This is a genomic window from Paraburkholderia sp. J7, assembly GCF_905220155.1.
Lineage (GTDB): Bacteria > Pseudomonadota > Gammaproteobacteria > Burkholderiales > Burkholderiaceae > Paraburkholderia.
Genome location: NZ_CAJMYZ010000013.1, coordinates 201,681 through 219,822 on the forward strand (window position 1 = coordinate 201,681; position 18,142 = coordinate 219,822).

Below are 18,142 nucleotides of genomic sequence, written 5' to 3' on the forward strand. Positions count from 1 at the left end.
GCCCCATGAAACCCGTATCGCTCGCACGCCTTTCAGTGCTGTTGTCTGCATCGGCGCTTATCGGCGGCTGCGCGTTCGCGCCCGGTATGCGCATGATCACTCCCGGACCTGCATCCGCGCAGCAAGGCAACAGTGCCGAGACTTCGACTGGCGCATCAGAGACGGAATCGCAAGTCAAGATTCAGGATATTGACCCGGCCTTGATACGCGATCTAGCTACGCGCCCGCCCCTCCGGGCTGAGACCCCGGCAACGTTCGATACAACAACGTCCGGTTATAGGCTTGGGCCTGGCGACGTCCTGCAGATCACTGTCTGGGATCATCCGGAGTTCGCCGAGGCCGCGGGTTCTCAAGCGGGGCCGGCTGCCCGGCCCTCCGATCCGCCAGCGGGTTTTGTCGTCGATCCGAATGGTGGTCTTCAATTCCCTTACGTTGGGCAGTTGCATGTAGCGGGCCTTCCGCCCGAACAGGTTCAGGCAGCGCTCACCAAAGCCCTCGGAAAGATGTTCCGAAGTCCGCAGGTGACCGTCCGCGTTGCATCGTTCCGTGCGCGGCAAGTGTATATCGAAGGCGACGTCCACGGACCCGGCTCCCTGTCGGTGAACGACGTGCCTATGACGCTCTATGACGCCGTGAGCCGTGCCGGTGGATTTCTCGACAGTGCCGACCAAAGCCGCGTCGTACTCGTGCGAGATGGCGCACAGCACGAATTCAATCTCGCGGACAACCGGACACAAACTGGAAGTGGCGGACGAATCATCCTCAAGGGCGGCGACCTCATCCATGTTCCGTCGAGGGAAGAAAACGGCGTGTATGTAATGGGAGAGGTAGTCAAACCCACCACTGCATTGCCGCGACGTAACGGCCTCTTGACGTTGAGCGACGCAATATCCCAGGCCGGAAGCTTCAACAGCGCCACAGCAGACACCGCGCAACTCTACGTGGTTCGTGGCGCGCAAGGCGCGACCCCTGAGGTATACCGGCTCGACGCGCGCTCGCCCGTCGCAATGGTGCTGGCCAATCAGTTTCAGCTTCAACCAAAGGACATCGTGTATGTCGATGGCAACGGCCTTGTTCGCTTCAGCCGTATCCTGAATCTACTGCTGCCGGCAATCAACACTGGTGTAGGTGCGGCGGTATTGGCGAAATGATTCAACAAATTCTTGTCGTCTGCGAAGGCAACATCTGCCGCAGCCCGATGGCCGAAGCACTTTTCCGCACGCGTGGACACCATGCAATCTCCGCAGGGCTGAACGCGCTCGTTGGCAAAGCGCCACCTGAGGACGCCCGGGAGGCCATGCAGGTTTTCGGAATAGACATCAGCAAGCACCGCGGGCAACAAATAACGCAAGCATTGTGCACTGACGCCGATCTGATTCTCGTGATGGACAACGGACAGAAACGGAACGTCGAAAGCCGCTTTCCGCGCACTCGGGGCAAGGTATTTCGCATTGGCGAACACACGAATATCGATATTGCCGATCCCTTTCGCCAATCTCGATCAGCCTTCGATCGTTGCGCACAAACCATCGCCTCTGGTGTGGCTGACTGGGTCTCGCGCCTCGCCCACCTGTGATTTCGATTGCCTAAGTGGCGCTACGCGCGCTGTTGATGCCTGCCCAAACTCATGCACTTGCCAACAGAAAATCCGAAGAACTCCGCCCAAACCGACGGCACCGAACTCGTTGAGGTACTCGACTTGCTCTTCGAGAACCGTTGGCTGATCGCGACCATCACGTGCATAGCGGTCCTGCTAGGCGCCACATATGCCATTCTCGCCGAGCCGGTCTACCGGGCCGATATTCTGGTCCAGGTTCAGGACCCCACCGGAGCAACCGCAGCACAGGGATTGCTGGGTGACGTATCGTCCATCTTCGACGTCAAATCGTCTGCCGCCGCCGAAACGCAGATTCTCGCCTCTCGTCTCGTAGTCTCACGCACAGTCGACAATCTAAATCTCTTCATTAAAGCCGAACCACAGCGCCTGCCCGTGATCGGCCAATGGATCGGGCGCTTGAACCACGGGTTGTCTACCCCCGGCCTGTTTGGACTAGGTGGTTTCACCTGGGGTCAAGAAGCGATCCAGGTGACCCGATTCGATGTGCCCTTGAAATTCGAAGGCGACAAATTCTGGCTAACCGTGCTGGAGGGTGGCCGTTACACGCTCACCGGATCCGATCTTGATGCGCCGCTCGAAGGGTTGGCCGGCAAGATCGAAACGTTCAAAACAGCAGATGGCCCTATCATCCTCTCCGTTCAAGGGTGGGACGCGAAGCCCGGCGCAACATTCAAGCTCATTCGTAAGTCCCGCCTCAAAACCATCCAAACCATTCAGGACGCGTTGGACGTTCAGGAGCGCATCAAACAGTCCGATGTAATGGTTGCCAGCCTCGACGACACCGACGCAAAGCGGGCTGCCGACACCATGAATGAAATCGGTCGGCAGTACCTCCAGCAAAACGTCGAGCGTAAATCCGCCGAGGCCGCTCAGTCTCTTAAATTCCTGAACGAGCAAATCCCCCATTTGCGCGACCAGCTAACGCAGGCCGAAAATCGGCTCACGGACTTCAACACCGCGCACGGCGCGATTGATCTATCGGAACAGGCCAAGCTCACGTTGGCACGAACGACCGACGCTGAAACACGTCTGCTTGAATTGCGTCAAAAGCGGCAGGATTTACTCGCGCATTACACCGCCCAGCATCCCGCTGTAGTGGCCATTGACGAACAGATCGCCACACTCAATACGTATCGAGACGAGGCCAATCAATCTGTTCGTACGCTCCCGGCCCTTCAGCAGGAGTCGGTGCGCCGGATGCTGGACGTGAAACTTGATACAGACCTTTACACTGCACTCCTCAACAATATTGCCCAGCTCCAGTTGATTCACGCCGGCAAGGTGGGAGACGTGCGCCTTGTCGACACGGCAGCCGTTCCAGAGGAGTCGGTCAAACCGAAGCGCCTGTTGATCTGCCTCGCCTCATTGATGCTTGGGCTTATCGCTGGATGTGCAGCAGCGGTCGTACGTTCGACCTTGTTCAAAGGTATCTCAGATCCTCACGAAATCGAGCAATTCTTGAGCATCCCCGTTTGCGCCACGATCCCGCGGAGCGCGGTTCAACGCAAGCTGGAGAAGATCCACGGGCGGCCAAAGTTACTCGCGATATCGGCCCCGGACGATCCTGCGATTGAGAGTCTACGTAGTCTGCGTACGTCGATCGTGCTCGGCATGGCCGACGCTCGCAACAATATCTTGCTCATAACCGGCCCGACACCTGGCATCGGCAAGTCATTCATATCCGCAAACCTTGCTTGCGTCATCGCGCAATCCGGCAAACGCGTGATGCTCATCGACGCCGACATTCGAAAAGGGCATCTGCACAGTGCATTCGGTCTGGAACGAAGTCGCGGACTCACGGAGGTAGTCACCGGAGCGCTCACCGCGAAGGACGTGATCCATAGCAATGTCGTAGACCGGGTAGACTTTATCTCTACAGGAAAACGTCCATCCAATCCGTCCGAGTTACTTGCTGGAAGAAGCGTCGCGCAGCTAATCGCGGGTCTAGCTAGTGAATACGATGTCGTATTGATCGACTCACCGCCGGTACTGGCGGTTTCCGACACCGCCGCGCTCGTCGCGCTTGCCGGCGACACATTGCTCGTAGCCCATTCCGGTATCACACGTCTCGGCGAAATCGTCGAGTGCGTCAAGCGACTGTTCGCAAGCGACCTGCGGCTGAGAGGCGTTGTCTTCAATGGTGTCAATCCGAAGTCGCCCCGCTCGCGCTATGGATCGAAGTACGGGTCCTACCGCTATGTTGCGTACGAATACGGAAGCGAAAGCGATGACTGACGTGCCCATTTGCGACAGCACGACGCAAACATGATCCGCGCGCGCGACTCAGTCATATCACTGGCGGGCGTGCTGACCGCCCAGTTGATTTTCTTTCTGTGCATTTCACTGATTGGCCGCCATAGCGGCCCGCATGCGCTCGGGAGTTTCAATTCGACGCTGGCTGCGGGCATGTTCATAGGCACGCTGCTTGGGCTGCGCTTCGAACTTGCCTGCGTAAGCGACGATCCCCGGCAAGCGTTTTCCGCGTATGTCAATGTGGTCGCACTGTCGCTGGTGCTATTCGTGACGCTCGAAGTTGTCGCGCTCGCTTCGGGGTGCGCCAACTATCTGACCGTCGGCCTGTTTGCGTTCGCGTTCTTTCTTCAACAGGCGTCGAGCTTCTACCTCAACAGCTTGCGTCGATATGGTTGGATAACGCTAAGCCGAGTCGGCATCAATCTCGCCTTTCTCGTTGCGATCTTCATACGCCCACGTGTGCCGGTACTCTCCGCTACCAGCGATTTTGGAATTTACACAGTACTCAATCTGCTTGCCTCACTTTTCAATACGACGGTCATATTTCGAAATGGCATACGCGCAGATTATTTGTTGCGGTTGTCTCGTGAATTCTTTTTGACCAATCGCCGTTTCGCCAAGTACATCCTGCCATCGACCTTGTGCGGGTCGGTCCTCACCTATTCACTGGCTATTGTCTTCCCGCTCTGGTTCGGACCGATGAACGCGGGGTACTTCGCGGCAGCCTACAGGCTCGGATTCTTCCCGGTATCCCTGATTGGCCAGAGCCTTGGAGGCGTTTTCAGACGCGACGCCCTGTCCGCTGTCGCAAGCTCAAAATCAAACAGTGAAAGTGAATTGACCCGGGTTTACCGAACCTACGCCCGCGCCCTTGCCCTACTGTCGGTCGCTTATCTCGCGGGCGGTCTGCTTCTGTTTTCGCCATTGGTCGCCCTCCTCTTTGGTCCGCAATGGAATAGTGCAGCAGACTATTTCCGCCGTCTTGCTCCTCTGTTTGCGCTCCAGCTAGTCTATGTTCCGCTATCACAGATTTTTCTGGTGAGAAAACAGCAGCGTACAGATTTCCTGTTCCAACTTCAGTCGGGTGTCACATTGATCGGTGCACTAGGCGCTTGCAGATTGCTCAACCTGGCTTCGCAAAATAGCGTGCTTATCTTTTCAATCACAGGCGCACTCACGACGCTTTTTGGCCTCGCACTTACGAAACGGGTCGCCCGAGACCGGCCCACCGCACTGACATGAAGCAGAATACTCCAGCAACACGTCCAACGTTCGCGGCAGTCGTTGACTCACTTGAGCGCGCACGATTCTTCCTGCGTGTGGCAAATGCTGCCCATGACTTTGGATCGTTTATATTCCTGACAAGCGAGCCTGTTGCGCATATCAGGATCCTCGCAGCCGGATATCATTCAGTTTATCTTCACCGTGCACATGTGTTGGCTCGTAGCGCGGCGAAAGGAGTTTCAGATGAACTCCATGAGTCGGCCATTGAGGTACTGAATGGCGATATCCCCGCGGCCCGTGCCCGGGCGGACGCCGCGGCGACAATGGAAATCGCGGCCACTGTCTTTCGGAGGTTTCCAGTCTCGACCTGCCTCATCTGGAACGGCCAGCAATTGATTGGACTCGCCGTAAGTCAGGTCTGCCGGAGGCTCAATATACCGATCCGCTTTCTCGAAATATCAAATCTTCCCGACAAGCTGTTTGTCGACGGTCTTGGCGTAAACGCGCGATCCAGCATCGCGAATGATCCGGCGCAACTCGACCGTCTGGATCTGCCTACCCGCGCCGAGCACGAAGCCTGGCTCGTCGAATACGAGTCCTACAAGGCGAGGCCTGTCCCGCAAGCTGCGAATGCGGGCTTACGGCGACTGTCATCGCGGGTGAATGTCGTGCTCAAGACCTTGACGATGGGCGTAGCTCGTCGCAAACCGATTCAATCCTTCCGACGCGCCGGCACCTGCATGAAGGCAGGACGGCGCATGTCCGACCTCGAACTGCGTGCGTCCGGCTATCTCTTTCTGCCCTTGCAGGTTTCGGGTGACACGCAAATCAAACTGAATTCCGATGTCGACAATCTCCGGGCTATTCAGCTCGCGCAAGAGATTGCACTTTCGGAAAACCTTAGACTGCTCGTGAAGATGCATCCTGCCGAGCAGGATAGCGCTTCTTTTGCAGACATCGCCGCGCTAAGCGAACATCTCGAATTCGATATAGTCGAAAACCCCACGACAGATTTGCTGAAAGGTGCGAAAAAGATCGTCACGATCAACTCAACTGTAGGTCTCGAGGGATTGCTTTACGGAAAGCCAGTAGTATGCCTCGGCCGTGCGCTCTATTCGACGTTCGACGAAACAAGGCTACTCAAGTATATCCATCGCTATCTGATTGCTGACATCGATTACTTCGGTAAGGCACCGATTGCAAAACTCGCCGTTGCCCGACTACTGGGGCTCCCGGCACAATAACCGCCGATTCTCCAGGCGGCCGGTCTGAAGGCCGCCTCGTGGAACCTATGCGCCACCGCCGTACGCGAGAACGATAGCGGACGCAGCGCGCTGCGCGCCTACCATTTTTTAAGCTTTGCTATCTTGCATGACCGAGCATCACAAACCGCCGATCTTTATCCTCCATCCGGGGCGAGCGAACTATCCCGAGATAGCGGCATATCGAGCCTACTTCACCGCGCGTGGCTTTTCCGTTTCGGCCGGAGTCGAGACCGACTACGCCGCGCTCTCTTTCGAGCAAAAGGGGCGCACCATTTTATGGTGCATCATGGGTTTCTATGTCCGCCGACTGGTGGCGCGTTGCGTCATTCACGACTACCGCTCGCTTTCCGTGGGCAAACATGTCGTTGTCAAAGACATGCTCAAGCGCTACTGTCAGGCACGCCCTGATATCCGAATCTTCCAAACGGTGGAGATGGCCAAGGTCGTCGGTATGCACCTTGATCACCGCACGCGAATTCTTCCGATGGGCGTACCCGACTGGATCTTCTCAGCCATTGAGGCTCCCGCCGGGACCCCGTCCATTAGAGGCACCTACTGTTACATTGGGGAGATTACCCAGGAACGCCGGATCGACGTACTGCTGAGCGACTTCGTCAGCTTTCGCCAGCCGCAAGAGTCCCTGGTGCTCGTAGGAGAGGTTGAGGAAGCGATTGCCAGGCGTTTCGCATCTGAACCCGGCGTCGTCTTCACAGGCAGACTTCCCCAGGCCGGCGCACTTTCCGTCGTCAAGCAATGCGACTTCGCAGTGTCAACCGTTCCCTACACGCGCCCGTATGGCGTTCAAGCTCCTACGAAGCTGCTCGAATATGCCGCACTCGGGATGCGCATCATTGGCAACGATTCGCCTTCGAATCTGCTTGCGGCCAAAGCCCATGGCATTCAGTTCCATATGACGGGTCCGCGCATCTTTCATTCGCTTGAGCGCGAGGCTCTTGAGAGTTTGCCCAGGAACGATCCATCTCGCTTGAACGAGCTCCGCTGGGACGCCGTCATCGAAAAATCCGGCATCGAGCAGTTGATTCGCGACACTATTCGTGGCCACTGAGGCGTCATTGCGTGCCTTGATCTGACGATCACTTACGGATGCGGCAGCTTCTATCGACTACTTTGTACTACTAATGCGTAGGAATCCATCAAAACGCTGTTTGCGAGTCGCGCAAATTGTCGAATCTACGGCAACCGGTACGCTATCGATGGTGTGTCTGATAGCGAATCAACTCGCTCGTGATGGTCACGAGGTCAGGGTGATCTACTCTATCCGCCCTGACACTCCATCCGATCTGCGGGAGATGTTCGACGAGCGTGTTCAACTGGTTCATGTGCAGATGAAAGGCCGTGGTACGCTCAACGCCATTTCGCGCCTGAGAAAGCAACTTGTCTCTTTTGCACCTGACGTGGTGCACCTGCATTCTTCGTTTGCGGGCTTCCTTGGCCGGCTCGCGATGATTGGACTACGTGCCCACGCAGCGTGTCTTTACAGCCCGCATTGCATTTCATTCATGCGCCGGGATATCCCGGTGTGGAAAAAGTACGTGTACGTTCTACTCGAACGAATCGGCTGCATCAAGCCCACGCTTTATATCGCCTGCTCCGAGAGTGAAGCCGCTGAGATCGTGTCGCATCTTCGTCAACCAACAAAGGTGATTGAAAATGCTGTTGACACTCGAAATCTGCGTACGACAAGCGTCAGCGGTGCAAGCCGGGGAGGACAGCGCACAATCGTGAGCGTCGGAGGCATTCGGCGACAGAAAAATCCAAATCTGTTTGCAGAGATTGCGCATCGACTCGCTGGCCACGACTTCCAGTTTGTCTGGATTGGGGATGGCGACGCGCAATACAAGGACGCCCTGCGGGCAGCCGACGTTGAGGTGACCGGTTGGATGAGCCGCGAAGACGTAGTCGAACGCGTCCGACAATGCGGAATTTACTTGTCTACCTCGTCGTGGGAAGGCATGCCAGTCTCGGTGATCGAAGCGATGCTTGTCGGTAAGCCAGTCGTTGTCTCTTCTTGCGCAGGCAATATCGATGTGGTTCGGCATATGCATAACGGTGCCGTGTACAACAACGCAAGCGAAGCCGCAGATCTCATTGGGAAAATCGTCGAGAACAAGGGGCTCTACGATCACATGTCGGACAACGCCGCAATGGAAGCCCGTGCGCGCTTCTCCGAAGAGCGCTTTCTGTCTGAATTGCTAGCGATATATCGAGGGGCTATCCGTGGCTGAGGCCACTGCCGTGAACATTGTCACCAGCCGGCGTGACTCTTCCTTATCAACGTATTTCACAAGGGGCGAACTTGAAAACACGTATTACAGAGCAGATTGAAATAGGAAATGAACTTCCTTTTGTTTTATTTGGCGGACTGAACGTCCTCGCGGGGCGCGATGAAGCGATGGAGGTATGCGATCACTTCAAGACAGTTGCGAATGAACTTGGTATCCCGTATGTCTTCAAAGCGTCATTCGACAAGGCGAATCGTTCGTCGATCAACTCCTATCGTGGCCCGGGTCTCGAGGAAGGCCTCAAAATCCTGGCTGACATCAAATCGCGTCATGGCGTGCCGATCATCACCGACATTCATGAAGCGGAGCAGGCCCAAGAAGTGGCCGAAGTCGCAGACGTCCTTCAAATCCCGGCATTCCTGGCACGGCAAACCGACCTGGTTGTCGCTGCTGCGAGGACCGGTAAGGCCATCAACTTCAAGAAGCCTCAGTTCATGAGCCCGCCCCAAGTCAAGCATCTTGTAGCGAAATGCCATGAGGCGGGGAATCAGCGGGTGATGCTCTGCGAACGTGGAACATCGTTCGGTTATGACAACCTCGTGGTAGACATGTTGAGCTTTCGCCAGATGGCAGACGCAACAGGAGGCGTTCCTCTTGTCTTCGATGTCACTCATAGCCTTCAGTGCCGCAATCCCCTTGATGCTGCGTCCGGTGGCCGCAGAAGCCAGATCGTGGAACTCGCACGAGCGGGGCTCGCGACCGGTATCGGCGGTTTGTTCCTCGAGGCACATCCGAACCCGGACCAAGCGCTGTGCGACGGGCCTAGCGCGCTTCCGCTCTCACTTCTGCGACCGTTCCTTGCGCAGATGAAGCAGATCGACGACCTCGTCAAGAAACTGCCGGCCATAGAGATCCGTTGATCCCCCTCCTATTGATCCAATTTTCTTGAGGCACAACGTGTCAAGACTCGACAGCGTGCGCGCTGGTACTTGCGCGCACGACGAGTCTGGCCTTTTCGGAGTATTTGCATGACCTTGCAGGAATATATTGCTATGGCACAGCAAGTGCTGAAGATCGAGGCAAACGCTGTCGCAACGTTGGCCTCGCGCATCGGTCCGGAGTTCGGGCAGGCGGTCGATGCAATCCTGGCCTCCAAGGGGCGCGTCGTGGTGTGCGGAATGGGCAAGTCGGGAATTGTGGGACGCAAGATCGCGGCGACGTTCGCAAGCACCGGTACGCCAAGCTTCTTCATGCATCCAGGCGAGGCCTATCATGGCGACCTTGGCATGGTTACCAACGACGATGTTTTCCTTGCGATCTCGAATTCCGGGCAGACGGACGAAATCGTCAAACTGCTGGCCTTTCTCAGAAGCAACCAGAACTTCGTAGTTGCCATGACAGGCAACGGAGAGTCGACGCTTGCCAAAGCGGCACATTGTCATCTCGATGTTGCGGTGGAGATGGAGGCTTGCCCGCACCAGCTGGCGCCAACCGCGTCGACAACCGCAGCGCTTGCCATGGGCGACGCCCTCGCGATCACATTAATGAACGCGCGTGGATTCCGCCCCGAAAACTTTGCCCGTTTTCATCCCGGTGGCACGCTTGGGCGTCGCTTATTGGCGACCGTAGGCGACGAAATGGTAAGCACGCAATTGCCGTTTATCACCGAAGATGTGAACGCACTCGATGTGTTCCGTGCGATGACTCAGGGACGTCTGGGACTCGCGATCGTGAGGCGTGCGCAAGGATGGGGCGTCGTCACAGACGGAGACATCCGTCGCGCCATCGAGAAGTTCGGCAATAGGCTACTCGATCGGTGCGCCCGCGATTTCATGACGGACTCCCCGGTGACGGTATCAGCATCGACACGAGTGGGCGATGCGCTGAACTTGATGGAGAACCGTCGTATTGGCGCATTGCTTGTGGCCGACGGCAGCGAGGTCGTCGGGGTGTTCAAGAAGTAGGTGCGTCCCGAGTAGCAACGCGGTCCGGCGGGAGATCAGGCAACGACTATGAAGTTGCTTCCGGTTTGTCACCCCTGAATGTTCATTTCCGCTAGCGGCCGCAATGTACCGCTAGCAACTACAACCATCGATGAACAGTCACAGAAAGTCGTAGCATCGATGACATGTTTGTTTCATTGACAATCGCTAGATTTCCGGAAATCTGGAATTCTCAAAAATTTAATGAAATTAGAATCGTGTTGAGAATACGCTCCTCCGGCCTCATCGTCATCTGCCGCACGGATTGCAGACACGATGTCGCTTCCGTCAAATACCCAGTCTACGTACTGAAATCCGTGTTTCGTCGAATCGTTACTATGTAGCACTATCCGGCAAACGTTCCAATGACGAAGATCTTTCGAACTAATCAAGGCGAGTGTGTTCCGTGCTCTTTCGAGATTACTCCCTCGATAGCTGTCCTTGAATACCGCGTTCGTTAGTGACCAGTAGTGACCGGATTCCTGATCGAGCCGAACGGTAAATTTCTTGCCAGCACCGGGCATGTCGACGAAACCAGATAGTGGATCGAACGCCATGTGGCGACCGTCATTGTCCAGTGTTACGATCGCCGCTTTTTCTGGCTCGGCATTGAAGTAGACGCGCAAGAGGTCAACCACTTTACCGGAGGGAGCCACCACCGCATTGCCTTCAAGCCAGCCATTGAACATCCCGCCAAGCCACCGGGAATTCGGTCCCAATGTCTCACTAAAGGTCCAACTGCTCGCCTTTGTCAGATCGCCATTGAGATCGGCGGACATCATACCTACCCAAACTCCGTTCTTCTGGATTCTCTCTATCGTTCGCCAAATCCGTCCATTTGCAATGATAACTGGAACGGCCGCTGAAAAGTATTTTCCGTCGTCGGCTAGAACGCCGTCTTGCGGGCCACTTGGCTTTGACCAGGTTCGGCCTTGATCGCTCGACTTCCAAATGACAGGAACACCTTCGAACCGGGAGATGCCCAAAGCATAGATCGATCCACGATGAACGAAGAGTGAAGCGTAGTACAGGCCTTTCAGTTCTGCGAGTCTGCTCCAAGTCTCGCCTCGGTCCCTAGATCGATATATGTCAACCGTATCTTGCGTAGACCGTGGACCAAATGAATCATGAGAAACCAGGTAGGAACCGTCATCGAGAATCGCAATAGACGGCGTAGCCAGATAGATCCCCGTGCTTGCCGGGCTGTGGGCAACGACGGTCCCGTGGAACGCCTGTTCGACCTGCGTTAAGTCTATTGCAGACGAAGCTTTCGCTATGGCACATAAACCAACGATGAACGCCGCGATGAGACGAAGCGCCCAAGATTTTCCTTGAGTCGATGCGTTACTCACCCGAATCGCATTCCGTCTTTCAACTTCAGGGTCATCGCGCTGTTTCACACTATATCCTTACAAAAGACATCAAAATAAGAAATTATAGATATCAAATAAATTATCAGTAAAATAATTCAGAGAATTTCCGTGATAGAGAAGATTTTGCGCGGCTATATTCTTTGAAATTCCAAATGTGGAATAAATAACAATCACACAACAAAGAACGACTTTCTTCTGTCCCGCAGCCATCCGACTAATCACCATTGACAAAGTCAGCATCGCGATTACGAAAAAATATATATATATTCTCTCAAAGACTTTTGGGATACTATACGCCGCCATCATTCCAAGAACGCATATATTAGACATCACGATCGCGTATCCAATATAACGAGCACCGTCCATCTTTTCACCGACTTTTATTTTTTGCAGCAGCTGCCGAGCGGCAATATTAACAATCACCGCAATGGTCAATGCAACGATTGCAACAGAGACTATGCTATAGCTCTCCCAATTTGTATAAAGAGCCATCTTTTTTGATACATATCCGTCGTCACTTGATAAAAAATTGATCGACGTTCCAATGTACCGAAACGCTATAAAAGCTATTGCTGTCACGACACCAATTATTGGAAAAGCGTAGCGACCAAGAATTCTGCACAAGAAATATGGCACAGTTATGATCAGACTTGGTATATGAGCCAGCATCGCCAGGATCATATAAAATGGGAGCCGCCTCTTTCTTTCCTCGAATATCAGCAAAAATATAAATGGAAACGCCATTGCCTGCCGAATTACATTTCCATAAGACGCGTAGAATGCCGAGGACGATAAAATCAACAATATGAATAAAGGAAGTGATTGATACCCCCCTTTCCAGATTGTCGCGATAGCCAACGTGAACGACGCAACAAATAAAAAAAGAAAAGCAGCGTCAGTTGCACCAAATAACTTCCAGGCGCAATACAAGGAAAAAAAGGAAACCAGTTCTGGCTGAACTTTAATGAAATGATCGGCACCAGCGGCACCCATTGTAGACATAAAATCCAGATACTGTGACTTGTCGTTTCCGAATGCCTCAATGGGTAGTTTCAACGCCAGGAGCGGTCCCACAGCGACAACAGAATACACACAGAGTATCAGAACAACCCACTTATCAGTTCGATATAGACTGGATGTCAACACTACTATAGCGAGCAGGAGGAGGAATGATGCAAAAGGGAATGCCAGAAAAAAGCCAATCACCAGGATCAGGCCGGCTAGAATCCCGCGCCTGTCCCAAGAAAAGCTCCGCAGTTTATCTATCAACATTTATATATGGTCGACCAAATACAGTACAACTCGTCCAGCCGCACGTCCTATAACTAAATTTCGCGTCACCCCCTTCACATATCGTAAATAAGGGCAGCAACCGAGCTGGAACACAATGAATCCAATCGATCATTATAAATCCGTATTTAATCTCATTAAATACGATGCTTATTTTTCATTTTTTTAACAACTCTCTCTCATACACGCCGCGTGATAGAACGAACGTCTTTCGCTCAGCTATATTTGAAGGGACGCCCACGTGGCACCATCGCGCCGGCATCCCTTCAAAGTAACCGGGGCGGCTAAGGTCCGTATCAAAAAATTCCGGTGGTACGCGTCCCGCTTCGCAGTTGCTTGATCCCGACACGCAATGCGGTTGATCGCGAGCCTATGAACGCGCTGCGCTCGAAAGTGACTTTTTAGCCATTCCGTCTTTCGGAACGATATTCGGATCGAACCATTGGTTCGACAGCTTACGCGCGAACTCGCGACCTGGAGTTTCGATAAAGCGGAAAGTTAGCGCGGAGATTAGCAAAACAAGCAACACGTATGCAGCGAGAACGCCGAGCTTTGCGGCGAACGGAATAGGTTTTAGCGTAATATGGCCCACAAACACAAGCGGGGCGTGGACCATATAGATGGAATACGAGACCTTGCCGAGATACTGGCATGGACGCGTCTGAAGCGCCGTCGCAAGCACACCGCGATCGCTTGCCAGAGCCACTACGACGAGCAGAAAGCACAAAGGCGTCGTGAACGCCCAAGCTGGCGCAGAGATCGACTTCCACATGACACAGACAGCGAGCACCGCTGCCATCAACTGGACAAAGGAAATCGTCAGCAGCCTCTTCCAATAAAGTTTGCTAGCGACCCATTCCGCGAATGCGCCGAGAATAAAGCTCGCGATGCATCGAGGAAACGCGTAGTCGAGATGGGAGTCGAGACAATGACTCACTTGCAAACAATGGTCAACATAGACCGACCCGTACCACGCAAATCCCATTCCTGAACACGCGATGATAGTAAGTAGAACGACGAGTACTCGCCCCTTAAGAAAATAAACGCTGAGGCCGAGAACCAGGTACGCGTAGAATTCCGTGCTAATGCTCCAGCTCGGACCGTTGATGGTGTAGTGGGAGAACGGGCCGATGCCTTGCAGTAGTAAAGAATTAATCGCAATAGCTGACCACGTCGGGAACGCAAAAGGTTCCGAGCCAAGTCCACCTAGCCCAGCACCGAATCCCACGTGGATCATTGCGCTTTTCAACAGCCTTGACGCAGCAACAACAACGACAAAGAAGATGGTCGCGAAAACGTGCAATGGATAAAGGCGACCAATTCTTCGTGTGACAAAATTCCCGAATTGCGCTCGAGTCGACAATCGTTCGCCATAGGCACGAAATATGACAAACCCGCTCAGAATAAAGAAAAGGTCAACGAACAGATAGAAACTATTGACAATCGTCCCGCCATCTCGCAAAAAACCGTTGAAATGATAGAGTGCGACCGACAGCGCTGCGACGCCTCGTATGCCCTCGAACGATCTTATTGAGACATCGCCTTTCATCATTTCCGTGTAGTCGTGACTTGAATATTCGATCTGCAGTTGAGCACACGATCCGCATCGTGGGATATGCCTTGCTGTAAAGGCTGCGCGGAGAATATCAAGGCGTAGAGCTGAGCATCTGGGAGAATCGCTCAAATTTGACCCGCATCATGGAGCGAAGTGCGGGCCGGATCTCCATTGGGATAGTCAAGTTTCGCCTGGGAACTCCGTGGTGTAGCCTCCCATAGCGATTTCCTTTTGACCGCAATCCCACAAACATGAAGAGATGTCACCTGCAAGTACTGGCTTCATTCACGGTGTTTGCGTCCGCGGCTGCATATTCCTCGGAGTTCTATTTACACGCTGGCGACACCGTCGTATTTCTCGGCGATAGCATCACCGAGGGCGGCGCGTATACGACAACGGTCGAGGACTACGTGGTAACACGCTTCCCTGAAATGCGAGTCCGCTTCGTCAATTCGGGCGTCGGTAGGGATACGATCCGTGGCGGACTAGCAGGGTCGATCGACGAGCGGCTCATTCGCGATGTGGCTCCGTTTCACCCTAACGTCGTATCGATGATGTTTGGCATGAACGATGCCCATTTTCATCCGTACGATCAGACCGGCTATGACACATACCTTGCGGGCTATCAGACAGCGATGACGACCCTGCGCAAGCTCGCGCCCGATACGCGCATCACGGTGATCAGGCCATCGCCCTACGACGACGTCACCCGCCCGGCTCTATGGGGTAGCGGCTACAACGACGTCCTGGTGCGTTACGGCGAAGGTCTAAGCAGTATTGCGAAAGACTCGCGTGCGGAGGTCGTCGACTTGAACGGCCCCGTCGTGAAAGATTTGCGCCGACTCACGGAAATTGATCCAGAGAACGCGCGACGACTCATACCCGACCGTATTCATCCGGTTGCAGCAGGTGGCCTGTTGTTCGCGAAGGCGCTATTAAAGGCGTGGTATGCAAAAGCGGTCGTGTCTTCGGTGTCGATCCATGTGGGTTCACATCCCACGTGGGTCAGCAATGACGCTCAGGTGCGTAATCTGCAGTCGGAAAGGGGATTGAGTTGGGAATCGCTCGATCGCACGTTGCCGATGCCGTTGCCCGATGATGACCTCACGAAGTTCGTTGTCGAGCACACAGATATTCTCGAGTCATTAAGTGAACAACGGCTGGTTGTTTCGGGGCTCCCCAGCCAGCGCTACCGACTCTCGATCGACAATCAGGTGATTGCAGTCTTTGACGCAGACGCGTTGGCACAAGGTATCAATCTCGCTGCATATCCAACGCCAATGACCGCTCAAGCGGCCGACGTACATAGGCTGACGCTTGCACACAATGCAATCAGGGCGACGCGCTGGCGTCGCGTCCAGATGTTGAAAACGACAGAGCATTCCGACCAACTCAAGTCGGCATTGGATGCGCTGGATCTGGCTGAAGATCAAGTCATCGCGCTGCAACTTAGTGCAGCCCTGCCGGTGTGGCATCGATTTGAACTTGCGCCGTTGTAGGTCTGCCTGTGCAATCAGCTGCAAGAGACTGCGCCGACGGTACGCAGTACACGTCGGGCAGTGAGCGTGACGTCCGGGCGTTTGCCCAAGCGTATCGACCGCGGTAGAGACTTCAGGAGGCCAGCAAGGTATTGCGCCTTGTACTCCTTGGAATCGCCCGCAGTCAACGTCTACCACCGAATCAGAACTGCAAGAGGGCCGCCTTCGCGTGCAAGCGCCAAACGAGCATGGCCATTAACGCCCTCCGCTCGCATTTGCCCACACAATCTCAGATTTCTGCCCTTGCCTAGCGACTACTTCCTCTGAATAAACTCGATCTTGTACCCATCCGGATCGGTCACAAACGCGATCACCGTCGTCCCATGCTTCATCGGACCCGCCTCACGCACCACCGTCCCGCCCTGCTCCTTAATCTTCGCGCAGGCGGCGTAGGCATCGTCCACCTCAACCGCCAGGTGGCCAAAGCCAGCGCCCAGATCGTAAGAAGCCGTATCCCAATTATGCGTAAGCTCGATTACGGTGCCGTCGCGCTCGTCCGTGTACCCGACGAAGGCCAGCGTGAACTTGCCATCGGGGTAGTCTTCGCGGCGCAGCAGTTTCATGCCGAGCAGTTCGGTATAGAACTTGATCGAGCGATCGAGGTCGCCGACCCGGATCATCGTGTGCAGCAGGCGCATGGTGTACTCCGTTTTGCCGTCGTCAAAAACCGGACTGTACCAAAAACGCGCCAGCCCTGCCGGGCCCGGCAAGATGCGCCGATTTGCTCTAGCATGAACGCGATCCTGAAATTGCCCCCGGCAATTTCGCTATACGCAAGCAACTAGGAGTAGACATGCGAATTCTGGTAGTGGGTGCGGGTGCGACGGGCGGCTATTTCGGCGGCCGGCTCGCCGCTGCGGGGCGTGACGTGACGTTTCTGGTCCGCGAGGCGCGCGCCGCGCAGCTGCGCGAAGCGGGCCTCGTCATCCGCAGTCCGGCGGGCGATCTCACGCTGCGCGATGTCAAGACCGTCACGCGCGAAGCGCTCGAGTCGCAAGGCAGCCAACCGTTCGATCTCATATTGCTGAGCTGCAAGGCCTACGACCTCGACAACGCCATCGATTCGTTCGCCGCGGCCGTCGGGCCGAACACTCTGATCCTGCCGCTGCTCAACGGTATGCGCCATCTGGAAGTCCTGCAGGCGCGCTTCGGCACGCAGGGGGTGTTGGGCGGCGTGTGCCTGATCGCGTCCACGCTCAACGACAAACGCGAGATCGTGCATCTGAACGATGTGCACGCCATCACGTTCGGCGAGCTCGGCGGCGGCGTTTCGCCGCGCGTGCAAGCCGTAGCGGATCAGTTCGGCAATGCCGGCTTCCACGTGAAGGCGAGCGATCACATCCTTCAGGAGATGTGGGAGAAGTGGGTGTTTCTCGCGTCGCTCGCGGGCAGCACGTGTCTTTTCCGTGCGCCCGTTGGCGTGATTCTCGCCACGCCCGACGGCGCCGCGACCATCGAGCGTCTCTTTGCCGAATGCCGCGCGATCGCAGCCGAGCATGGCCACGCCGTGCGCGACAGCTTCCTCGAACGTTCACGCTCGATGCTGTTCGCCAAGGGTTCGTCGCTCACCGCCTCGATGTTGCGCGACGTGCAGAACGGTTCGCGCATCGAGGCCGATCACGTGCTCGGCGACCTGATCCGGCGCGGCGGCGCGGTGCAGCACGCATCGAACGAGCTATCGGTGCTGCGTGTCGTCTATAGCCAGCTCAAGGCCTACGAGGCGCAGCACAGCGAGGCGGCCTGAAAAACGGCCCGAAAAGCGGCCTGAGAAGCAGTCTGAAAAACGGCTAACGCACCGGCA

Annotated in this window: 15 protein-coding genes; 11 read left to right on the top strand and 4 right to left on the bottom strand. The window is 55.2% G+C overall.

Annotated elements, in window-relative coordinates:
- Positions 1 to 5: 5 nt before the first annotated feature.
- From U5A58_RS22185 to U5A58_RS22225, 9 genes are all read left to right on the top strand, one after another.
- The gene (locus U5A58_RS22185) at positions 6 to 1,151 is read left to right on the top strand and encodes a polysaccharide biosynthesis/export family protein (protein ID WP_321963020.1); all 1,146 of its coding nucleotides are present in this window, start codon (positions 6 to 8) and stop codon (positions 1,149 to 1,151) included.
- Positions 1,148 to 1,576 (top strand): low molecular weight protein-tyrosine-phosphatase, encoded by a 429-nt coding sequence (locus U5A58_RS22190; protein WP_321963021.1) that lies wholly within the window; start codon positions 1,148 to 1,150, stop codon positions 1,574 to 1,576. The genes U5A58_RS22185 and U5A58_RS22190 overlap by 4 nt, the downstream gene beginning before the upstream one ends.
- A 51-nt stretch (positions 1,577 to 1,627) precedes the next feature.
- Complete coding sequence (locus U5A58_RS22195; protein ID WP_321963022.1) at positions 1,628 to 3,853, top strand: polysaccharide biosynthesis tyrosine autokinase; 2,226 nt, start codon at positions 1,628 to 1,630, stop codon at positions 3,851 to 3,853.
- Between the two features lie 30 nt (positions 3,854 to 3,883).
- Positions 3,884 to 5,113, top strand: coding sequence for an oligosaccharide flippase family protein (locus U5A58_RS22200; RefSeq protein ID WP_321963023.1), 1,230 nt, complete (start codon positions 3,884 to 3,886; stop codon positions 5,111 to 5,113).
- The gene (locus U5A58_RS22205; protein ID WP_321963024.1) at positions 5,110 to 6,339 is read left to right on the top strand and encodes a capsular biosynthesis protein; all 1,230 of its coding nucleotides are present in this window, start codon (positions 5,110 to 5,112) and stop codon (positions 6,337 to 6,339) included. The genes U5A58_RS22200 and U5A58_RS22205 overlap by 4 nt, the downstream gene beginning before the upstream one ends.
- A gap of 127 nt (positions 6,340 to 6,466) precedes the next feature.
- Positions 6,467 to 7,426, top strand: a complete 960-nt coding sequence (locus U5A58_RS22210; protein WP_321963025.1) for a glycosyltransferase — start codon at positions 6,467 to 6,469, stop codon at positions 7,424 to 7,426.
- Between the two features lie 148 nt (positions 7,427 to 7,574).
- Positions 7,575 to 8,606, top strand: a complete 1,032-nt coding sequence (locus tag U5A58_RS22215; RefSeq protein ID WP_321963058.1) for a glycosyltransferase family 4 protein — start codon at positions 7,575 to 7,577, stop codon at positions 8,604 to 8,606.
- Positions 8,607 to 8,677: 71 nt separating this feature from the next.
- Entirely contained in the window at positions 8,678 to 9,523 is an 846-nt protein-coding gene (gene kdsA / locus U5A58_RS22220; protein ID WP_321963026.1) for a 3-deoxy-8-phosphooctulonate synthase, read from the top strand.
- A gap of 108 nt (positions 9,524 to 9,631) precedes the next feature.
- Positions 9,632 to 10,567, top strand: coding sequence for a KpsF/GutQ family sugar-phosphate isomerase (locus U5A58_RS22225; protein WP_321963027.1), 936 nt, complete (start codon positions 9,632 to 9,634; stop codon positions 10,565 to 10,567).
- A gap of 173 nt (positions 10,568 to 10,740) precedes the next feature.
- Here the strand turns inward: U5A58_RS22225 and U5A58_RS22230 are convergent, their stop codons facing one another.
- The 3 genes from U5A58_RS22230 to U5A58_RS22240 form a co-directional block, all read right to left on the bottom strand.
- Entirely contained in the window at positions 10,741 to 11,985 is a 1,245-nt protein-coding gene (locus U5A58_RS22230) for a sialidase family protein (protein WP_321963028.1), read from the bottom strand.
- A 21-nt stretch (positions 11,986 to 12,006) separates the two neighbouring features.
- On the bottom strand, positions 12,007 to 13,230 hold the full coding sequence (locus U5A58_RS22235) for an EpsG family protein (RefSeq protein ID WP_321963029.1): 1,224 nt from the start codon (positions 13,228 to 13,230) through the stop codon (positions 12,007 to 12,009).
- A gap of 388 nt (positions 13,231 to 13,618) precedes the next feature.
- Positions 13,619 to 14,800, bottom strand: a complete 1,182-nt coding sequence (locus U5A58_RS22240) for an acyltransferase (RefSeq protein ID WP_321963030.1) — start codon at positions 14,798 to 14,800, stop codon at positions 13,619 to 13,621.
- Between the two features lie 254 nt (positions 14,801 to 15,054).
- On the opposite strand from U5A58_RS22240, the gene U5A58_RS22245 reads away from it, so the two are divergent.
- Positions 15,055 to 16,302: an SGNH/GDSL hydrolase family protein gene (locus U5A58_RS22245; protein WP_321963031.1), complete on the top strand. Its 1,248-nt coding sequence runs from the start codon at positions 15,055 to 15,057 to the stop codon at positions 16,300 to 16,302.
- A 293-nt stretch (positions 16,303 to 16,595) separates the two neighbouring features.
- Here the strand turns inward: U5A58_RS22245 and gloA are convergent, their stop codons facing one another.
- Positions 16,596 to 16,979 (bottom strand): lactoylglutathione lyase, encoded by a 384-nt coding sequence (gene gloA, locus U5A58_RS22250; RefSeq protein WP_321963032.1) that lies wholly within the window; start codon positions 16,977 to 16,979, stop codon positions 16,596 to 16,598.
- A gap of 155 nt (positions 16,980 to 17,134) precedes the next feature.
- On the opposite strand from gloA, the gene panE reads away from it, so the two are divergent.
- Complete coding sequence (gene panE, locus U5A58_RS22255) at positions 17,135 to 18,085, top strand: 2-dehydropantoate 2-reductase (RefSeq protein WP_321963033.1); 951 nt, start codon at positions 17,135 to 17,137, stop codon at positions 18,083 to 18,085.
- The last annotated feature ends 57 nt before the right edge of the window (positions 18,086 to 18,142 follow it).